This is a genomic window from Hymenobacter siberiensis, from assembly GCF_018967845.1.
Taxonomy (GTDB): Bacteria; Bacteroidota; Bacteroidia; order Cytophagales; family Hymenobacteraceae; genus Hymenobacter; species Hymenobacter siberiensis.
In genome coordinates this window covers 2937759-2958020 of sequence record NZ_JAHLZZ010000001.1, presented here as the reverse complement: position 1 = coordinate 2958020, position 20262 = coordinate 2937759, and the positions used below count along the sequence as shown (strand labels likewise).

At 56.0% G+C, this 20262-nt stretch carries 20 protein-coding genes; 19 read left to right on the top strand and 1 reads right to left on the bottom strand.

The window, feature by feature from the left end; genetic code table 11:
- Positions 1 to 64 precede the first annotated feature (64 nt).
- Complete coding sequence (locus KQ661_RS12830; protein WP_216727214.1) at positions 65 to 3484, top strand: methylmalonyl-CoA mutase family protein; 3420 nt, start codon at positions 65 to 67, stop codon at positions 3482 to 3484.
- Positions 3485 to 3545: 61 nt separating this feature from the next.
- Here KQ661_RS12830 and KQ661_RS12825 read toward each other — a convergent pair whose 3' ends face one another.
- A complete protein-coding gene (locus KQ661_RS12825) occupies positions 3546 to 4508 on the bottom strand; it encodes a hypothetical protein (RefSeq protein ID WP_216727213.1) in 963 nt (320 codons plus the stop codon).
- Between the two features lie 54 nt (positions 4509 to 4562).
- On the opposite strand from KQ661_RS12825, the gene KQ661_RS12820 reads away from it, so the two are divergent.
- From KQ661_RS12820 to KQ661_RS12740, 18 genes are all read left to right on the top strand, one after another.
- Positions 4563 to 5018 carry a helix-turn-helix domain-containing protein gene (locus tag KQ661_RS12820; protein ID WP_216686116.1) on the top strand — a complete coding sequence of 152 codons (456 nt, stop codon included), beginning with the start codon at positions 4563 to 4565 and terminating at the stop codon, positions 5016 to 5018.
- Positions 5000 to 5410, top strand: coding sequence for a transposase family protein (locus KQ661_RS23065; protein ID WP_216727948.1), 411 nt, complete (start codon positions 5000 to 5002; stop codon positions 5408 to 5410). The genes KQ661_RS12820 and KQ661_RS23065 overlap by 19 nt, the downstream gene beginning before the upstream one ends.
- Before the next feature lie 264 nt (positions 5411 to 5674).
- Positions 5675 to 6166, top strand: coding sequence for a transposase family protein (locus KQ661_RS12810; protein WP_216686216.1), 492 nt, complete (start codon positions 5675 to 5677; stop codon positions 6164 to 6166).
- Positions 6154 to 6573: a transposase family protein gene (locus KQ661_RS12805; protein ID WP_216680677.1), complete on the top strand. Its 420-nt coding sequence runs from the start codon at positions 6154 to 6156 to the stop codon at positions 6571 to 6573. The genes KQ661_RS12810 and KQ661_RS12805 overlap by 13 nt, the downstream gene beginning before the upstream one ends.
- A 313-nt stretch (positions 6574 to 6886) precedes the next feature.
- The gene (locus KQ661_RS12800; protein ID WP_216727212.1) at positions 6887 to 7378 is read left to right on the top strand and encodes a transposase family protein; all 492 of its coding nucleotides are present in this window, start codon (positions 6887 to 6889) and stop codon (positions 7376 to 7378) included.
- Positions 7366 to 7785, top strand: coding sequence for a transposase family protein (locus KQ661_RS12795; protein ID WP_216680677.1), 420 nt, complete (start codon positions 7366 to 7368; stop codon positions 7783 to 7785). The genes KQ661_RS12800 and KQ661_RS12795 overlap by 13 nt, the downstream gene beginning before the upstream one ends.
- Positions 7786 to 8161: 376 nt before the next feature.
- Positions 8162 to 8758 carry a histidine phosphatase family protein gene (locus KQ661_RS12790; RefSeq protein WP_216727211.1) on the top strand — a complete coding sequence of 199 codons (597 nt, stop codon included), beginning with the start codon at positions 8162 to 8164 and terminating at the stop codon, positions 8756 to 8758.
- Between the two features lie 84 nt (positions 8759 to 8842).
- Positions 8843 to 9631 carry an SDR family NAD(P)-dependent oxidoreductase gene (locus KQ661_RS12785; protein ID WP_216727210.1) on the top strand — a complete coding sequence of 263 codons (789 nt, stop codon included), beginning with the start codon at positions 8843 to 8845 and terminating at the stop codon, positions 9629 to 9631.
- Positions 9632 to 9831: 200 nt separating this feature from the next.
- A complete protein-coding gene (locus KQ661_RS12780) occupies positions 9832 to 11115 on the top strand; it encodes a M20/M25/M40 family metallo-hydrolase (protein ID WP_317196106.1) in 1284 nt (427 codons plus the stop codon).
- Between the two features lie 104 nt (positions 11116 to 11219).
- Positions 11220 to 12089 (top strand): aldo/keto reductase, encoded by an 870-nt coding sequence (locus tag KQ661_RS12775; RefSeq protein ID WP_216688711.1) that lies wholly within the window; start codon positions 11220 to 11222, stop codon positions 12087 to 12089.
- 42 nt (positions 12090 to 12131) lie between these two features.
- Positions 12132 to 13154, top strand: coding sequence for an OmpA family protein (locus KQ661_RS12770; RefSeq protein ID WP_216727209.1), 1023 nt, complete (start codon positions 12132 to 12134; stop codon positions 13152 to 13154).
- A gap of 94 nt (positions 13155 to 13248) precedes the next feature.
- The gene (locus KQ661_RS12765) at positions 13249 to 14331 is read left to right on the top strand and encodes an OmpA family protein (RefSeq protein WP_216727208.1); all 1083 of its coding nucleotides are present in this window, start codon (positions 13249 to 13251) and stop codon (positions 14329 to 14331) included.
- Positions 14332 to 14533: 202 nt separating this feature from the next.
- Positions 14534 to 15556, top strand: a complete 1023-nt coding sequence (locus KQ661_RS22880; protein WP_216727207.1) for an OmpA family protein — start codon at positions 14534 to 14536, stop codon at positions 15554 to 15556.
- Between the two features lie 111 nt (positions 15557 to 15667).
- Entirely contained in the window at positions 15668 to 16243 is a 576-nt protein-coding gene (locus tag KQ661_RS12755; RefSeq protein ID WP_216688708.1) for a pseudouridine synthase, read from the top strand.
- A 148-nt stretch (positions 16244 to 16391) separates the two neighbouring features.
- Positions 16392 to 16526: a hypothetical protein gene (locus KQ661_RS22590; protein ID WP_262898300.1), complete on the top strand. Its 135-nt coding sequence runs from the start codon at positions 16392 to 16394 to the stop codon at positions 16524 to 16526.
- Between the two features lie 231 nt (positions 16527 to 16757).
- Complete coding sequence (locus KQ661_RS12750) at positions 16758 to 17390, top strand: FKBP-type peptidyl-prolyl cis-trans isomerase (RefSeq protein WP_216688707.1); 633 nt, start codon at positions 16758 to 16760, stop codon at positions 17388 to 17390.
- 96 nt (positions 17391 to 17486) lie between these two features.
- Positions 17487 to 18173, top strand: coding sequence for a hypothetical protein (locus tag KQ661_RS12745; protein ID WP_216727206.1), 687 nt, complete (start codon positions 17487 to 17489; stop codon positions 18171 to 18173).
- Positions 18174 to 18285: 112 nt separating this feature from the next.
- Positions 18286 to 20250 carry a KUP/HAK/KT family potassium transporter gene (locus KQ661_RS12740; RefSeq protein WP_216688705.1) on the top strand — a complete coding sequence of 655 codons (1965 nt, stop codon included), beginning with the start codon at positions 18286 to 18288 and terminating at the stop codon, positions 20248 to 20250.
- The last annotated feature ends 12 nt before the right edge of the window (positions 20251 to 20262 follow it).

The following is a 20262-nucleotide window of genomic DNA, read 5'->3' as shown; positions in this document are numbered from 1 at the left end:
GTACCTTCGTCTACGTTTTTCACCCTTATGGTCGCGGACTGAGAGTTCGCGCTACTCCTTAATTATGCACCCCGCTCCCACCGCGCCCTACAAACCGAAGAATCACGTTCGCATCGTTACCGCCGCCGCTTTGTTCGACGGGCACGACGCGGCCATCAACATCATGCGCCGCATTATCCAGAGCAGCGGCGCGGAGGTAATTCACCTCGGCCACAACCGCTCGGCGCAGGAAATCGTGGATTGCGCCATTCAGGAAGATGCCCAGGCCATTGCCATTACCAGCTACCAGGGCGGGCACAACGAGTATTTCAAGTACATTTTTGACCTGCTAAAGGAGCGCGGCGCGGGCCACATCAAAATCTTCGGCGGCGGCGGCGGCGTGATTCTGCCCACGGAAATTGCGGAGCTGCAGGGCTACGGCATCACCCGCATCTACTCGCCCGACGACGGCCGCGCCATGGGCCTGCAAGGCATGATTAATAACCTGCTGGAGCAGGCCGATTTTCCGACGGGCCAAAATTTGAACGGTGAGGCCGGCCACGTTAAGGAGAAAGACGCGCGCAGCATTGGCCGCTTGATTTCGGCCGCAGAGAACTTTCCCGAAGAGTTTGAGCGGGTAAAGTCGCAGTTGGTTTCCGATTTTCAGTTGGAAGAGAAAAATCAGAACCAAGTACTAGGCACCAAGCATCAGGCACCAATCTTAGGCATTACGGGCACGGGAGGCGCGGGCAAGTCCTCGCTGGTGGATGAGTTGGTGCGGCGCTTTCTGATGGATTTCCCCGACAAGACCATCGCCATTATATCCGTGGACCCCAGCAAGCGCAAGACCGGCGGCGCGCTGCTCGGCGACCGGATTCGGATGAACGCCATCAACTCGCCGCGGGTGTACATGCGCAGCCTGGCTACACGCCAGAGCAACCTGGCCCTCAGCAAATACGTGCAGGATGCCGTGGACGTGGTGAAGGCCGCCAACTACGATTTGATTATCCTCGAAACTTCCGGCATCGGCCAGTCCGACACCGAAATCATCGAGCACTCCGACGCCAGCCTGTACGTGATGACGCCGGAGTACGGCGCGGCCACGCAGCTGGAGAAAATCGACATGCTCGATTTCGCCGATGTCATTGCGCTCAACAAATTCGACAAGCGCGGGGCGCTGGATGCGCTGCGCGACGTGCGCAAGCAGTACCAGCGCAACCACGGCCTGTGGGACACCCCTACCGACCAGATGCCGGTATTCGGCACCATTGCCTCGCAGTTCAACGACCCGGGCATGAACCGCCTCTACCGCGCGGTGCTGAAGATGCTGGAAACTAAAACCGGGGCCACCTTCGCCTCGCACTTGGAAACCAGCGGCGAGGACTCAGAGAAGATTTACATCATCCCACCGCACCGCACCCGCTACCTCTCCGAGATTGCCGAGACCAACCGCGCCTACGACCAGCGCGTGCGCGAGCAGGCCAACATTGCGGAAGTAGCCGGCGCGTTTGCCAAGCTCGAAGAGCACTACGGCGCCGACAAAGTCAGCCCGGCCGGCACCGTGGAGGAGTTCAGCAAGAACAAGCAAACCCAGCTCCGCCGCCTCGATGCCGACAGCCAGGCCATTCTGGAAAACTGGGAAGCCACGCTGCAAAACTACCGCGACCCGGAGTACGTGTATTCGGTGCGGGGTAAGGAAATTCGGGTACAGACGCACACCAAGTCACTGTCGGGCAATATGATACCCAAGGTATCGGTGCCGCGCTACACCGGCTGGGGCGACCGCCTGCGCTGGGCCATGCAGGAAAACTTCCCCGGCGAATTCCCCTACACGGCCGGCGTGTTCCCCTTCAAGCGCGAAGGCGAAGACCCGACGCGCATGTTTGCCGGCGAGGGCGGGCCGGAGCGCACCAACCGCCGCTTCCACTACGTGAGCATGGGCCTGCCCGCCAAGCGCCTGAGCACGGCCTTCGACTCGGTGACGCTCTACGGCGAAGACCCTGATTTGCGGCCCGATATCTATGGTAAAATCGGCAATGCGGGCGTGAGCATTGCCTGCCTCGACGATGCCAAGAAGCTCTACTCGGGCTTCAACCTGGCCAACCCCAGCACGTCGGTTTCAATGACCATCAACGGCCCAGCAGCCACGCTGGCGGCGTTTTTCATGAACGCGGCCATCGACCAGCAGTGCGAGTTCTACATTCAGGAAAACGGCCTGGAAACGGAAACGGACGCTAAAATCGACGCAATTTACGCGGCGCTGGGCCAGGCCCGCCCCCGCTACCAGGGCGAATTGCCGGCCGGAAACGACGGCCTGGGCCTGCGCCTGCTGGGCGTGACCGGCGACCAGGTGCTGCCCGCCGACGTGTACGCCAACATCAAGGCTAAGACCCTGACGCAGGTGCGCGGCACCGTGCAGGCCGACATCCTGAAGGAAGACCAGGCCCAGAATACCTGCATTTTCAGCACCGAGTTTGCCCTGCGCCTGATGGGCGACGTGCAGCAGTACTTCATCACGGAGAAGGTGCGGAATTTCTACTCGGTGTCGATTTCGGGCTACCACATTGCCGAGGCCGGGGCCAACCCCATCACCCAATTGGCCCTTACGCTGAGCAACGGCTTCACGTTCGTGGAATACTACGTGAGCCGGGGCATGAGCGTGAACGACTTCGCGCCGAACCTGAGCTTCTTCTTCTCCAACGGCATCGACCCGGAGTACGCCGTGATTGGGCGGGTGGCGCGCCGCATCTGGGCCAAGGCCATGAAGCTGAAGTACGGCGCCGACGCCCGCAGCCAGATGCTGAAGTACCACATCCAGACCTCGGGCCGCAGCCTGCACGCCCAGGAAATCGACTTCAACGACATCCGCACCACGCTGCAGGCCCTGTACGCCATCTACGACAACTGCAACTCGCTGCACACCAACGCCTACGACGAGGCCATCACCACGCCCACCGAGGAATCGGTGCGCCGGGCCATGGCCATTCAGCTCATCATCAACCGCGAGCTGGGGCTGGCCAAGAACGAAAATCCGCTGCAAGGCTCCTTCATCATCGAGGAGCTGACGGAGCTGGTAGAAGAGGCAGTGCTGCTCGAATTCGACCGCATCACGGAGCGCGGCGGCGTGCTCGGGGCCATGGAAACCATGTACCAGCGCGGCAAAATCCAGGAGGAAAGCATGCACTACGAGATGCTGAAGCACACCGGCGAGTACCCCATCATCGGGGTAAATACCTTCCTCTCGTCGAAGGGCTCGCCCACGGTGGTGCCGGCCGAAGTCATCCGCGCCACGGAGGAGGAAAAGCAGTACCAAATCGATATGCTCCAGCTGCTGCACCAGCGCAACGCCGACCAGGCCCCGGCGCGCCTCAAGCAGCTCCAGCAAATCGCCGTGGCCAACGGGAATCTATTTGCCGAGCTGATGGAAACGGTGAAGTATTGCTCGCTGGGCCAGATTACGAACGCGCTGTTTGAGGTTGGGGGCCAGTATCGGCGGAATATGTAGAAGAACACATCTAATGCAAAAAAGCGCGCCTTGCTTAGCTAGCAAGGCGCGCTTTTTTGCATTAGATGTGTTCTTCTAAATCAAAATCCTCATCTTCAATAAGGTCATTTTCAATAATCTCCAATAGTCTGTCGACCATTGCTTGGTCTTTCCTTCCTTTCTGAGTAACACTTTCTTTATCGCCTTCCATTTGAAGAATTGCAAAACCTTTTAAGAATAGATTATTGAATCTATACTTGTTAGAGTTTTCATCAAACACTAAAATTTCGCTCCTTTTAATAGAACATAATTCTATCAAGTGCTTTTCCACGTCCTCTTTTCTCGCTCTAATATTATTTATATTGAACAATATATCATCAAACGAGAAGTCATCTTTGTTAGTGCTAATTGCTGAATTAATAATATCCTTATAAGGATTACCCTTCACATGGTTTGGCACTTTAACTGCCTTATCATATTCTGACTTCAATGTATCTGACTTCTCATCAACGTATTTTTCAATAGCATAATCCAACTCCTGCATATCAATAGGAACACGTAGTGGCTGAGTTTCTCGAATATCATTGTTAAAACAGATATTCAAGCAAAGTTGATGGCATATTGATGGCAGTCCGCATGAGTATTTAACAATCTTATCCTTAGCCTTTGATGTAAATTTCAGGTTCAAAAGCTTTTCTCCATTTTCTATTATTGAGAGTATTTCTTTCTCATCCATATAAGGAATAAAAATTTCAGACACCCTGTTATTCATTTCTTTATCATATTCTATTACATGGCGGGCTGTGCCAACAGCTCCAATAGCAATAAGCTTTAAGTCAGGAAAATCAACTGACATATCCATAAACACTTTCATTAATTGAGACGTCTTCGTTTTCTCTGCTCCTTTGATTTTATGGAAATCCTCTAGAATCCAGCATGCGCTTATTTCACCGAAGAACATTGCAAGCCTTTGTGGAGTTAGCTGCGGTGGCACAAAGCTCTTATGGGTAATTGATGTTGACCTATTTATTTCACCAATAGACATCTTTCATGCATATATTTATAAAACAAACAAGTTATAACATGTAAATCACTGGTTATGAATGATAAATACAAACTACTTCAGGCTAACCCAACCATTTGCAAACGGCTTTTTGGGGTTGATTTTGTTCAACTGCAACAAGTGCTGGTGAAAGTGCAAAACCGGATTGACCAGTATTTGCGGGAAAATCCGCTCTCCAAACGTGGAATTGAGGCAGAATTGAGCGTTGCGAATCAACTGCTGCTGACATTCGAATACCTGCGGCAATACCCCACTTTTTTGAGCCTGGGGTTTTCGTACGGAATCTCGGAAAGCTATTGCCACAAGATTTTTCACAAGATGCGACCCATTCTAGCCGACGTAATCGGGCTCAAAAATCCGGAGAAATTAAAATATACCCACGTAAAAACAGTTGTCGTTGATGTTACCGTGCAGCCCATCGAACGACCGAAAAAGAATCAGGAAGTCTACTATAATGGCTCTAAAAAAAACATATCATTAAGTCACAATTAATTATTAGTCAAAAGGATAAAACGATTGAGCATTGCCGGGTAGAACTGGAAGGCCGCAAGTCAGATATTCGCATTTTTCAGGAGACGCCCCTGGAAATTCATCGGAAAATTAAGGTGAAAGGCGATTTAGGATACGTTGGCATTCAAAAAGTGCATGCCCGCAGCCAAATCCCGCACAAAAAACCGAAAAACGGGGAATTGACCATCAAGCAAAAGAGGCAAAACAAGGCTTTTAGGAGCAAACGAGTCAAAATTGAACACGTTAACCGGCTGTGCAAGTGCTTTCGAATGGTTAAAGAAACCTACCGGAACCGATTGAATCACATTGCGCAAATTTGGCTCATCGTATGCGGACTCATAAATCTTAATATTGAAAAAGTTATACGTATTTAGGAAAGAGGTCTAATATTTAAGCTTGCTTTTATATCATTATAATTAATAGTGAAAGAAGGAGCGAACTTAAAACCTTCTACCTTAACTTCTTCTTTATAAAATTCACCCAACTGGTCAAAGCCATTTAATATTATGCTTTCATATGTCATTCCTTCTATACACCTTGTAGTAACTGTGTTTTCATAGGTTTGCTTGAGCTTATTAGACTTGTTGCGAAGTGAGTGAAGTGCGGAATTTTCGACAAACTGTACTTAAATTTAGAACATGAACTTTTCCGTAAAAAACCTCACTACTTCGCGTAAATGGCGTGCTGCCACGGGACTCACGGCGGAGCGTTTTGCGCAGCTTTTGGCGCATTTTAAGCAGGCGTATTTTCGGTTAAATGGAACAGATATGATTGAACGTGGGGCTTTTGCGCCGTATGAAGTAGCCCTTAAAACAGAAGAAGAATTACTGCTTTTCACCCTATTCAGCTTCAAAGCAAACTTGACGTATGATTTGTTGGGATTGGTCAGTGGGATGGACGGTTCCAACGCGAAACGCAACCAGGAATTAGGCATTACGGTGCTCCAAGAAGCGCTGGAGCAAACCGGGCATGCGCCAAAGCGGGAATTTGCGACAGTGGCCGAATTTGAAGCCTATTTTCAGGAACACGAGACGTTATTGGTCGATGGAACAGAGCAACGCAAGCAACGACCAGGAAATAAAGAGATGCAAAAAGACTACTATAGCGGTAAAAAAAAATACACGCCGTAAAAGAGATAGTTATTTCAACGACCATTCGCTGGATTGGTTTTATCAGCCGTTGTTACGGCGGAAGACACCACGACTACAGTGTGCTAAAAAGCATTTTACCAGTTGATAAAGAGTGGTTTAAAAAGTTCAAGGTGCGGTTGGACCTGGGGTTTTTGGGCTTCGCGAAAGACTACGTTTGCCGGAAAGTTTTTATTCCTATCAAAAAGCCGAAAGGGAAAGAACTCACCGATGAACAACGAGAAATAAATACAAAACAAGCAAGTGAACGAATTACCGTAGAGCATAGCATTGGCGGATTGAAACGTTATCGAATTTTGGAAGACCGATTACGTTTGCATAATTTGAACCTGTACAATGACGTGCTGGGAGTGTGTGCGGGCTTGTGGAATTTCAGCTTAAATCTGTGATTAATAGCTCGCAACAAGTCTATTAGTTAAGAGTGTTGTTTTACCGCACCCAGAATGACCATATAACACAATTTGTTTACCAGGGGTATCTAGAGCGTCAACCAGATGGCTATTGATTTTATTAGTTCTTTCCACGAAGGAGTATACTGCTGGAGAAGTAGGAGTAAAAACTCTGTTTGCTTTATATTTTTCCATTTTAGTAGTTGAATGAGTTACGGGTTTCATTGTGTTCTAAAACTACTTATAATTACTAGACTTGTTGCGAAGTGAGTGAAGTGCGGAATTTTCGACAAACTGTACTTAAATTTAGAACATGAACTTTTCCGTAAAAAACCTCACTACTTCGCGTAAATGGCGTGCTGCCACGGGACTCACGGCGGAGCGTTTTGCGCAGCTTTTGGCGCATTTTAAGCAGGCGTATTTTCGGTTAAATGGAACAGATATGATTGAACGTGGGGCTTTTGCGCCGTATGAAGTAGCCCTTAAAACAGAAGAAGAATTACTGCTTTTCACCCTATTCAGCTTCAAAGCAAACTTGACGTATGATTTGTTGGGATTGGTCAGTGGGATGGACGGTTCCAACGCGAAACGCAACCAGGAATTAGGCATTACGGTGCTCCAAGAAGCGCTGGAGCAAACCGGGCATGCGCCAAAGCGGGAATTTGCGACAGTGGCCGAATTTGAAGCCTATTTTCAGGAACACGAGACGTTATTGGTCGATGGAACAGAGCAACGCAAGCAACGACCAGGAAATAAAGAGATGCAAAAAGACTACTATAACGGTAAAAAAAAATACACGCCGTAAAAGAGATAGTTATTTCAACGACCATTCGCTGGATTGGTTTTATCAGCCGTTGTTACGGCGGAAGACACCACGACTACAGTGTGCTAAAAAGCATTTTACCAGTTGATAAAGAGTGGTTTAAAAAGTTCAAGGTGCGGTTGGACCTGGGGTTTTTGGGCTTCGCGAAAGACTACGTTTGCCGGAAAGTTTTTATTCCTATCAAAAAGCCGAAAGGGAAAGAACTCACCGATGAACAACGAGAAATAAATACAAAACAAGCAAGTGAACGAATTACCGTAGAGCATAGCATTGGCGGATTGAAACGTTATCGAATTTTGGAAGACCGATTACGTTTGCATAATTTGAACCTGTACAATGACGTGCTGGGAGTGTGTGCGGGCTTGTGGAATTTCAGCTTAAATCTGTGATTAATAGCTCGCAACAAGTCTACTTTAAAAACAAGTTTCCGCCGCCTCTCTCAGCCACTCAAGAGGCGGCGGGGGCGCGGGGGGCAGTTGCAGTTCCCAGACACTCCCAGCTTCCCCAGCGGCTTTGAGAGGCGCCAAGGGAACTGGGACGGGCGCATTGGCTCCCCTACCGCTACTCCAAGCCGCTCCAAGCTCCGGCAGCGGCGGTAGGGGGCGCGGGGACTATAGTAGCGCTACCCGCTCGTATCGCACCGTATCTGGGGCGACGGGCGGTGCGTACCTGAAGCCCGTTTGTAACCCTGCGCCTGCCGGGCTAGTATGCCGCAGCTAGCTCCTTGTAGGGGTCAATACAACCCATCTCCACGGCCATTGCCTCATGATTACCCATTTCACCGAATTAGACAGAACCAAGCTTTTTCTGCTGTACCACCTCAACCCGGTGCATCCCAAAGCCCCGCCGGTTCCCAAAGGGCCCTTGCTCCAGATTGTCATCATCCGGCACGGCGAAAAGCCTACGGAGGGCGACAATCTTTCGGCCGCCGGTTTTGAACGGGCGCTGGCCCTGCCCGAAGTGCTCAACAGCCTGCTGCCCCGGCCACCCCATTTCACCTACGTGCCGTGCATCGGCACCGATAAGGAGGAAACCACCCGCGTGCGGATGATGCAAACCGTGCTGCCCTACGCCGTACAGCACAACCTGACCATCAACAGCGACTACGCCCCCGACGAAATCAAGGGCCTCGTGAAGGAGCTTCGGCACCACCGCGGCACCGTGCTGCTGGTATGGGAGCATCACAACATTGTGAAAATTGCCGAGGCCCTGGGTATCATAGAACCCCTGGAATGGCCCGATAATGATTATGACAGCATCTGGACCATCACGTTCAGGAAAGGCCGGGCCAAGGGCAAAGCCAAACTACCGGTGCTAATCAAGACCCAGCAAGGTATTCAACCCGCGGGCTCGGTAGCCTAAGCAGACGCCTCTCCCCAACCTTTCGGGAGCCGGATTGGTACAACCAAGCTGGCTGCGCGCATACCATTCCGGCAGCCTGGCCCGATGGAACTAGCAAACAAGAAAGTATTTATAACCGGCGGCAGCGCCGGAATAGGAAAAGCATTGCTGGCCGAATTCATCCGGCGTGGCGTGCGCGACCTTGCCGTGATGGGCCGCAAACAGGCGGCCCTCGATGCCCTGAAGCAGGGATTCCCCGAGGCCCGGCTGCTGCTCATTGCCGGCGATGTGGGCCAGCCCGCCGACCTCGACCGCGCCGTGGCCACCATTACCCGCGAGTGGGGCGGGCTCGACATCCTGGTGAACAACGCCGGGGTAGTGAGCGCCGGCCTGCTCGCCGACCAGCCCGACGGCGATATCATCAGCCAAATCAACATCAACCTGACCGGCCTGATTCTGCTCACTAAGAAAGCCCTGCCCCTACTGCTGCAGAGCCCGGATGGCGCACTGATGAATATTTCTTCCGGCTATGGCTATCTGGCCATGCCTTTCTACAGCGTGTATGCCGCCACCAAAGCCGCCATCCGCCAGTTTTCCGATGCCATGCGCCGCGAGCTTTTTCAGCACCCGCTGCACGTGATGACCGTGTACCCCTCCGCCACCGATACCGACATGATGAAAACCGCCGTGGTGAAGGGCATGGACTCGGCCGAAGACGTGGCCAAAGCATCCATTGAGGGCCTGCTGGCCGGCGAAATCAACGTCATCATGGGCGGGGCCGAGCGCGAGGCGCAAATCAAAACCAACTTCCTGGAACCGCGCAAAATCGACGCCGTGGCCGCCGCCAACTACGAAGCCCTGCGCAAACGCACGGCCCAGCATCGTTCCATGTAGCACGCTGGCTATTTGGCCATCGAGAATCAAAATACCACCCAAAAAAGCCGGATATATTATCCGGCTTTTTTGTGCTACAATGGGGATGAATACGGTGTCTGCATTCTGCTGGCGTGGCCAATAATCTAAACTGAAGCGAGCTAGCGCTAAACTTGATTCTGCGCCTAGTACCTTGCTATTCCTTAGTTAGCCCAACGACTGTGAATAAACGCCTACTCGCCGCCGCTCTATTGGGCTGGCACACTGCAAATGCCCAAACCCTCACTACTACCGAGCGCAGGATTGTAGCCTCGGTGCAGCAGCACATGCCGCAGACAGAGCAGCTGCTGGAACAGGTCGTCAATATCAACAGCGGCACGCTCAATGTGGCGGGCGTGCGCCAGGTGGGCGCAGTATTCCAGAAAGAGTTCGACGCGCTGGGGTTTAAAACCGAGTGGGTGGCTATGCCCGCCAGTATGCAGCGAGCCGGCCACCTAGTAGCCCGGCACAGCGGCACCAAGGGCAAGAAGCTCTTTCTGATTGGTCACCTCGACACGGTATTTGAGTTGGATATGCCCTTCACCAAGTTCACGCGGCTCAACGACTCGACGGCCACCGGCCAGGGCGTAAACGACATGAAAGGCGGCGACGTAGTGATAGTGGCCGCGCTGCAGGCGCTGCAAGCCAACGGCCTGCTTAAAAACACCAGCATCACGGCCTACTTTACGGGCGACGAAGAGCGGGGCGGCCAAGGGCCGGAAAGCCGCGCCGACTTCATTGCCAAAGCCCGGGAAGCGCAGGTAGCCCTGGCCTTCGAAACGGCCACCAACCTGAACATCGTGGCCACTGCCCGCCGTGGCGCGAGTACCTGGCAGCTCAAAACCTTTGGCAAGGCTGCCCACTCGTCGGGCATTTTTAAGCCGTCCGTGGGCTACGGGGCCATTTACGAAGCGGCCCGCATCCTCAATTCCTTCCGCGAAAACCTGAGCCAGGAGCAGAACCTGACGTTCAACCCGGGCCTGATGGTGGGTGGCTCCGAAGTGAGCTACGACGAAACCAGAGCGCGGGGCGAGGTAGTGGGCAAAGCCAATATTATTGCGCCCACCACCACGGTCATCGGTGATTTACGCTTCCTGACCGAAGCCCAGAAAGAAGCCGCCCGCGACAAGATGCGCGCTATCGTGGCGCAGAGCCTGGCCGGTACCCGGGCCGAAATCACCTTCACCGACGGGCTGCCCGGCATGGCCCCCACCCTCGGCAACCAAAAGCTGGCCGCTCTGGCCGACCAGGCCAGCCGCGACCTGGGCTTTGGGCCGGTTACGACCAGCGACCCCGGCTCCCGGGGGGCCGGCGATATTTCCTACGTGGCCCAGTACCTCGATTGCCTCGACGGTTTGGGCGCATCGGGCAAGGGTGCCCATGCCGCGGGCGAAACCATTAATATGAGGGACTTTCCGAAGCTGGTGGAGCGGGCAGCCCTCATGATTTATCGGCTTACCCGGTAGCCGACCGGTGAAGGTGCAAGCCGGGTGCCAAGGCTGAAAAGCCTCGCTGCAGACCTTTCGCCACTTTATCGAAACAAAACAGCCCGTCAAACGTCTGTGGTAGCATGCAAATCACCATCGCCCGGCACTCCACCAATCGGCTCACCGTTAACCGCTTTGGCTACGGCACCATGCGCCTCACCGGCACTGATATTTGGGGCGAGCCCGCCGACCGGCCTCAAGCACTCGAAATCCTGAAAACCGCCGTGTCCAGTGGCGTCAACTTTCTCGACACAGCCGACTACTACGGCGAGGACGTAACCAACCGCCTCATTGCCGAAGCCCTGCACCCCTACCCGACCGACTTGGTTATCTGCACCAAAGTAGGTGCTACCCGTCGGCCCGACAAAAGCTGGGTGCCCTTCAACACCCCCGAAAACCTCCGCACCAGCATCGACAACAACCTGCGCACCCTGAAGCAGGAGCAGATTCAGCTGGTGCACCTGCGACTGATGGGCCACGGCGCAGTACCGCTCGATGAGCAGCTCGGGGCCATGTTTGAGATGCAGCGCGAGGGCAAAATCCTGCATGTAGGCCTGAGCAACGTGACCCGCGAGGACCTGGAAGCCGGGCTGAAAATCGGCGAGATTGCCACCGTCGAAAACATGTACAGCTATGCCCAGCGCACCACCGTGGTGCTCCCCTACGGCACCAACCCCGGCGGTGAAGAAGTGCTGGACCTGTGCGAGCAGCACGGCATTCCGCTCATCCCCTTCTTCTCGCTGGTGCACGGCCTGCCCAACGCCGGCCAGAAGCTAACCGAGCTGGCCCGCCGGCGCGGCGTGACAGACGCCCAGCTCAACATTGCCTGGCTGCTGCACCGCTCACCCTGGCTGCTGCCCATTCCGGGCACGTCGTCGCTGGCGCACCTTGAGGAAAACCTCAAGGCGGCCGATATTGAGCTGAGCGCCGAGGAAATGGCCTATCTGGGGTAGTAGTTTGTTTCGTTTCCTTCGTCCCGACCTTAATTTGGGGGAATGAAACGTTGGTTCACTTTACTTTTTCTACTTCTTGCTTTTGCAGCCCCCTGCCTCGCTCAGGACTTATCCGGCATTTGGCAAGGCGCTGCTACTAACCTGCCCAGGCGGGTCGTAAGCCCGATAGCTATGCAGATTTACAAGCAAAGTGCCGCCCCACTTTCAGGATGTTTCTATCAGGAATTTGAATACGGAAAGTATTGTGTTATCTACCAGCTAACGGGCACGCTATCAGCTAAGACGCTGGTTATTGCATTCGATAGCATTTTACAAGAACGTCGCCCTTCCAACCCAAACTTCAGTTGGGATGCCGCACCCATTACGTTTTCCTATGATGAACGGCAGGAGATGCTTGTTGGAAAGAACTCTCCAGGGAGGTATACCCGGAGTATGGACTACACCTTCACCTTTTTTCGGGTAAAGCTGAAATCAAGTTTGGTTGTGCCTGCTGCAGCTTCAACTACCCTGCGCGTCTCGGGGCGCGATGTGCGCTGGTTTTCGAACCCAGCACTCAAACGCCCTGTTGCTCAGGGCAACACGTTCAGCACCCGTCTGCAAAAAACCACCACTTTCTACCTAACACAGGGGTTCTATCCTTCGCGCAAAAGCACCGCCACCGCCGTAACCATACGGGTAAGGCCTGCTTTAAAATCTGTTGCTAAGCAGCGTCCGTCTACCTCCGCACCTGCAATTGTTGTTCCGGTACTATTGCCCACGGTACTCTTCTTTGTGGGTACGGCCACGCTGCTGCCTACCGCCACTCCTGCCCTGGAGCAGCTCACGGCTGACCTGAAAGCCCGGCCCGCCATGCGCATTCGCATAGCCGGCCATACCGACCGGATAGGCGAAACCGACAAAAATCAGGTACTATCCACGCAACGGGCGGCAGCGGTAATGGCCTTTCTTGTGAAATCGGGCATTGCTCCTGCGCGCCTGGCAGCCATTGGCTACGGCGATAGCCACCAGCGCTACCCTACCCCCGATGCTCGCAACCGGCGCGTAGAAATAGAGGTACTGTCGTAATCAGGCTACACATTTTGCTGCTTTGGCCCCATAGTTTTTTTCCTCCTTCTGGTTAGCCGTCAAACTTCTGACGAACGAATTATTACCCTATGAAATGAAAAGCAACTTTTGCTTTGGTATCGGGGCCCTGCTGTTCGCGGTTCCGGCACCGGCCCAATCCCTGACGGGTATATGGCAGGGAGTTGAAACGGATACTGGCCAGCCGGGGGCCTTCTGGCCCACGGTCCTGCGCCTGCAAAAAAGCAAGGGCAGCAATGTGTTCGGCATTCTCTACGAAGAAACCGATACCAACCCGGGCATCACGGTCACGTTCGGCATGCGCGGCACCCGCACCGCCACCGGCCTGCGCCTCGAACACGGCGAGAAGCTGAACGAAACCGGCCGCACCCTCACCCAATACTGGTGCGACGGCTCCATTACGTTCACCTACGACCCTGCCCTCGAAAAGCTCACCGGCCACGCCACCTACCGCCCCGTGGGCGGCTGCAGCGTGGGCACGTTCATGCTCTACCGCATCAGGTTAAAATCGGCCGCCACGGTGCCGGCCGGGGCCGAAAGCAGCTTGCGCGTATCGGGCCGCAATGTGCTTTGGTTTGCCGATGCCGAGCTGAAGAAGCCCGTGAACTCGGGCAATACCTACCGCACCAGGCTCAGCAAAACCACCACGTTCTATCTCAAGCAGGCTTATTATCCTACCGACCAAAGCCCGGTGGTGCCCATCACCATTCAGGTGAGCGGGGCCAGACCTGCGCCGCCGGCTCCGGCGCCGAGGCCCGTGCCTGCTCCTGCCCCTCCGCCAGTCGACTCGGTTGCCAAGGCCCCGGCCGCGCCCCTGTTACCCGCCACGCCGGCCCCGGTGGTGCTGCCCACCGTATTGTTTAAAGTGGGCACCTCCGAGCTGATGCCCACCGCCGCCCCGGCCCTCGACCAGCTGGCGGCCGAGCTCAAGGCCCGCCCGGCCTTGCGGCTGCGCATTGCCGGCTACACCGATAAAGTAGGCGAGCCCGATAAAAACCAGGCCCTCTCCGAGCAGCGCGCCGAGGCCGTGAAAACCTGCCTGTTAAAAGCCGGAATTGCGCCCGAGCGCCTCCGCACCATCGGCTACGGCGACTCCCGCCCGCTCTACCACTCGCCCGATGCCCGCAACCGGCGGGTGGAAGTGGAGGAAGTGAGATAGCCGGGGACTTGTAGCAGCCCGTTGCAGTATTGGAGTTGTTTAGAAAGTCACAAAAGGTACTCAAACGGTCATGCTTCGCTGCGCGCTACATGACCATTCGGGGACTTTCTAAACAGCTTCATTAGCGCCTCATTTGGCATGTCGCTCGAAAAAACCGCGAAACTACTCTCCAAAGCAACAGACCAGGCACTTACTTTACCCCGTGAAAACGGCTGCAATGTATAGCTTGCTCTGGGTGCTGCTGCTGGGCGGCCGCCTTCAGGCCCAGGACTTGTCGGGCGCTTGGCAGGGCGTTGAAATCCACTTACCCCTGCAAGGCTACTGGCCAGCCCTGCTCACCCTGCAAACCGATACCGGCTCAACCATGACCGGAGTGCTGTTTCAGGAAGTAGGTGACCATCCCGATGCCACCGGGACCTTTGCCATGCGCGGCACCCGCACCCGCACCGGAATGCAGCTGGATTACACCAAAATATTGGCTGAAAACCACATGAGCGCGAGCTGGTGCCTGGGCACCATCACCTTCAGCTACGATGCGGCACAGGAGAAGCTTACCGGGCGCTCCAGGTTTAAGCCTGTTCCGGCTGGCAACTGCAGCACCAGTACATTTGAGCTGTTTCGGGTACGGCTCAAGTCTGCTTCTGCCGTTGCGCCCGGCGTGTGGAGCACCGTGCGGGTTTCGGGACGCGAGGTACGCTGGTTTGCCGACCCTGCCCTGCTGAAGCCCCTGGCCACCGGCAACAGCTACCACGTAGCCCTTAGGCAGACTACGATTTTCTATATTGTCCAGAACTTTTACCCGAACGCCCACCGCCCGGTCACCCCAATTACGATAAGCGTGAAGGGGCCATTACGCCCAAAAGCCGCCGCGAAACCGCCCCGAGTAGCTGGCCATACGGTACCCATGGTGCTACCCACCGTATTGTTTAAAGTGGGCACCTCCGAGCTGATGCCCACCGCCGCCCCGGCCCTCGACCAGCTGGCGGCCGAGCTCAAAGCCCGCCCGGCCTTGCGGCTGCGCATTGCCGGCTACACCGATAAAGTAGGCGAGCCCGATAAAAACCAGGCGCTCTCCGAGCAGCGCGCCGAGGCCGTGAAAACCTGCCTGTTAAAAGCCGGAATTGCGCCCGAGCGCCTCCGCACCATCGGCTACGGCGACTCCCGCCCGCTCTACCACTCGCCCGATGCCCGCAACCGGCGGGTGGAAGTGGAGGAGCTGCAATAATCCCCTGCTGTTTTCACAGCTTTGCGTAGGCCGCCAGCAAGGGAGAAGCCCGACCTTTGCCGCCCGCGCCGCTCCCCGCCGCGTGCCAGCAATAAGCCCATTCCTCCCCGTATGTCCCATCGCCACTTTCTTATTCATAAGCCCTACGGCTGCCTCAGCCAGTTCACCAGCCAGTTTTCGGGCGAGGCGAAAAAGACCATGCTGGGCAAATTCCATGACTTTCCGGCGGGCACCATGTCCATTGGCCGGCTCGATGAGGACAGCGAAGGCCTGCTCCTGCTCACCACCGATGGCAAGGTGAGCGAAGCCATCCGGAGCCGGCACGTCGAAAAAGAATATTACGCCCAGGTTGATGGGCTCATGGACGAGCCTGCCCTGGCCCGGCTGCGGGCCGGAGTCGAAATCGGAGTGCACAGCGAAAAGGTTATCACCAGCCCCTGCGCCGCCCACCGCCTGGACTCCGCCCCCGCCTTTGCTCCGCGCACCCGCAAAATCCGCGACGACCGGCATGGGCCCACTTCCTGGGTGGCGATTACGGTGCGGGAAGGAAAATTCCGCCAGGTGCGCAAAATGACGGCGGCCGTGGGTTTCCCCACCCTGCGGCTGGTGCGCGTGCGGGTGGGCGGTATCTGGCTGGGCGACATGGCCCCGGGAGCCGTAGTGGAAGTACCGGATTTTGGGTTGTAGGCAGTTGATGTGGGGGGCAGAGTGGGCTCCCGCACCCCACATATCACCATTATTTAAATCGTTATTTCATGCTGCATGCATAACATTTATCGGGTTGTGCCGTATCTTTACCTTAGCATTAACCACTAGGCCTGTGCGCACTATCGATATGAAAAAAACCGCTGCTTTCTCGTTCTCCTCGCTGCTGCTGTTGGGCGGCGTGAGCTACCTGGCTGCCAAACTGGCTGGCCTCGACCTGACGTTCTTCTTCCACGGCGACGACGACCACCAGTACTACTGCTAATCCCTATTGTATCGCTACACAGCACCCTATCCGCATTATTATCTGAAAAAGCCTGGCTATTAGCCGGGCTTTTTTGTTGTGACATCGGCCAATGCGGCGGACCCGGGCGGTTCGGCGCGGCTTTTGGAACCTTGCCCCCGCAACGGCGTGCCCCGTAGCAGTTCTTTTTCACGGCGGCGGGCGGCCATGCGTTGCCGCTTCCGCCGCTTCACCAATTCCCCTCCTGGTTTTATGAACCTCGATTCCCACCAAGCTCAGGTGAGCTACATCATTGGCCGCGACCTGGCCCGCAACTTTGCCCAGCAGGGCCTCGAACTGGACGTTGATACCCTGGCCGGCGCGCTGAAGGAAGGCCTGCAGGGCCTCCCCAGCCGCCTCACCCAGGAGCAGATGCAGGCCGCCATGCAGCAGATGCAGGAGCAGATGGGCGGCGCCGACCAAGACGATAATTCCCAAGACCCCGAATCCATGAACAACAACAAAGCCGAAGGCGAAGCCTTCCTCGCCGAAAATGCCAGCAAAGCCGGCGTTACCACCCTGCCCAGCGGCCTCCAGTACGAGGTAATCACGCAGGGCACGGGTGCCAAACCCAGCCTGAAATCGTCGGTGACGACGCACTACCACGGCACCCTGATTAACGGCACCGTGTTCGACAGCAGCTACCAGCGCGGCCAGCCCGCCACCTTCCCCGTCAACGGCGTAATTGCCGGCTGGACAGAAGCCCTGCAGCTCATGCCCGAAGGCTCGAAGTACCGCCTCTACATCCCCTCCGACCTGGCCTATGGCAAGCGCGGCGCGGGCCGCGACATTCCCGGCGATACCGCGCTCATCTTCGATGTGGAGCTGCTGAAAGTGAACAACTGAGCGAGCGTAGCGGCGGGAAATATTCCCGCCGCTACCCGCACGGCGGCCCCTGCCTGGAGCCGCCCTACCAGCACCATTCCGGCTGTTTCCAAGACCATGAATCCCTTCGAAGCCCAGCCGCCCGCTGACCAGCCCAAAGAGGCCCCGGAACAACCTTCCGGGGCCTCTTTGCTGCCTACGCCCGGTTCGGCAGCGGTTCCTGCCCCCGCCGCGCCCCACTACCAGCCCGCCCCGCTCATCGAGCCGCTGCCGGAGCTGCCGCCCCTGCCCGAAGTACGGTCCGACGACGGCCGCGTGGTGCTCTCCGGTAGTACCGTAACGGTGCAGGGCCGGCAGTTCTCGCTGCGCGAGCTGGAGCGGGCCGAAATCACGCCCGTGAAGTGGATACTCTGGTACCTGCTCGGGGGCCTGGGGCTAGCCTTCGTTATGATAGCCTTTTTGCAAAACCAGCTCCGCACCGGCCCGGCCATGCTGGGCATGGTGGCCACGGCGCTGCTGCTGGCCTACGGGCATCGCGGAACCAACCGCCTGCGCCTGCACCGCTTGGGCCGCGAGATGGTCAACTTTGCCCTGCCCGGCGACACCGCGCCCTGGCTGCGCCTCACCGCCGAGCTGAACCGCCGCATCTACCGCGTGCACGATTACGATGCCCGCGTGGCCGCCGCCGCACTAGCCGCGCACGACGAAGCCGTGCGCCTGGCGGCCCAGCTCGCGGCCGAAGCGGCGACCCTGGCCGACCAGACCCAGGCCCAGGCGGCCACCGACGAAAATGACCAGTGCTGATTTCAGCCCCATGCTGGCGTGCGGCCGTAAGGCTGCTGGCCGGAGCGCATCCGCTACCTTCGCGCCCCGTAAACCATTCCCCGCTTAGCCCCCGATACCTCACCTTTACTTTATGAGTTCCGATACTAAACATTCGCACACCGCCATTTCCGGGGCGGGGCTGCTGATTGCCTTGGGCATCATTTATGGCGACATCGGCACCTCGCCGCTCTACGTGATGTCGTCCATCCTGAGAAGCGGCCGCGTGCCCGATTTGATTGATGCACACCTCGTATTAGGCGGCATTTCCTGCGTTATCTGGACGCTCACGCTCCAGACTACCATCAAGTATGTACTGCTTACGCTGAACGCGGATAACAACGGCGAGGGTGGCATTTTCTCGCTCTACGCCCTGGTGCGGCGGCGGGGAGCCTGGCTCTCGGCCGTGGCCATCATTGGCGGTTCCGCCCTGCTGGCGGATGGGGTGATTACGCCGCCTATTTCAGTATCATCGGCGGTCGAAGGCCTTAAAAACGTATTTCCAACGCTGACCCAGGACATTGTTGTTTATATCGTTATCGGTATTATTGCGGGGCTTTTCTTACTACAAAGCTTTGGTACACAGATTGTTGGTAAAGCATTCGGGCCGATTATGTTCCTGTGGTTCACCATGCTGGGTGTGTTGGGCACAAGTTGGATTATCCAAAACCCGGTAATTCTGAAGGCGGTCAACCCGTACTACGCCTACGACCTGCTGGTGCATTACCCCGGCGGTTTCTGGCTGCTGGGCTCGGTATTTCTGTGCACCACCGGGGCCGAGGCCCTGTATTCGGACCTGGGCCACTGCGGCAAGGGCAACATCCGCATCAGCTGGACTTTCGTGAAAACCTCGCTGCTGCTCAACTACCTGGGGCAGGGAGCCTGGCTGCTGGCCCACCAGGGCGAGATGCTGAACGGTAAAAACCCGTTCTATGCCCTTATGCCACAATGGTTTTTACTTATCGGCATCAGCGTGGCAACCATTGCGGCCATCATTGCTTCGCAGGCGCTCATCACGGGTTCGTTTACGTTGGTGGCCGAGGCTATCCGCCTGAATATGTGGCCCAAAGTGAAGCTCAACTACCCCACCGACGTGAAGGGCCAGCTCTTTGTGCCCAGCATGAACCGGCTGTTGCTGCTGGGGTGCATCGGCGTGGTGCTGTACTTCCGCGAGTCGACCAATATGGAAGCCGCCTACGGGCTGGCCATCACCCTCACCATGCTGATGACGACCGTCCTGCTCACCATGTGGCTGAAGATGAAGAAGGTAGCCATGCCGCTCATCGTCCTGTTTGCAGTGGTGTACGGCATCATCGAAGGCTCGTTCCTGATTGCCAACATGATTAAGTTTCCGCACGGCGGCTGGGTGTCGCTGGCCATCGGCGGCACGCTCATGGCCGTGATGTACGTGTGGCTCAAGGCATTCTACATCAAGCGCCGCCTCACGGAATTTGTGCGGCTGGAACCTTACGTGGACGCCCTCAAGCAACTCAGCGACGACGAATCCATCCCGAAATACTCAACCCACCTCGTGTTCCTGACCTCGGCCGAGCGCAGCACCGAGATTGAGCAGAAAATCATCTACTCCATCTTCCAGAAGCGACCCAAGCGGGCGGATATCTACTGGTTCATCCACGTCGACACCACCGACGAGCCCTACACGATGGAGTATAAAGTGACCGAAGTGGCCAAGGACGACGTATTCCGCATCAATTTCCGGCTGGGCTTTCGGGTGCAGCAGCGCATCAACCTCTACTTCCGCAAAGTGATTGAGGACCTGGTGCGCAACAAGGAAGTAGACATCACCTCGCGCTACGAGTCGCTGAGCAAGCAGCACGTCACCGGCGATTTCCGCTTCGTGGTGCTGGAGAAATTCCTCAGCATCGAGAACGACTTCCCCACCGTAGAGAAGCTCGTGATGCAGGCCTACTTCTACATCCGCCAGTTTATCGCCTCCGAAGACCAGTATTTTGGCCTCGACACCTCCTCGGTGAAGGTAGAAAAGGTGCCGCTGGTAATTGCGCCGGTGCGCGAAGTGGCGCTGAAGCGAATTAAATAATAAATTACGGTT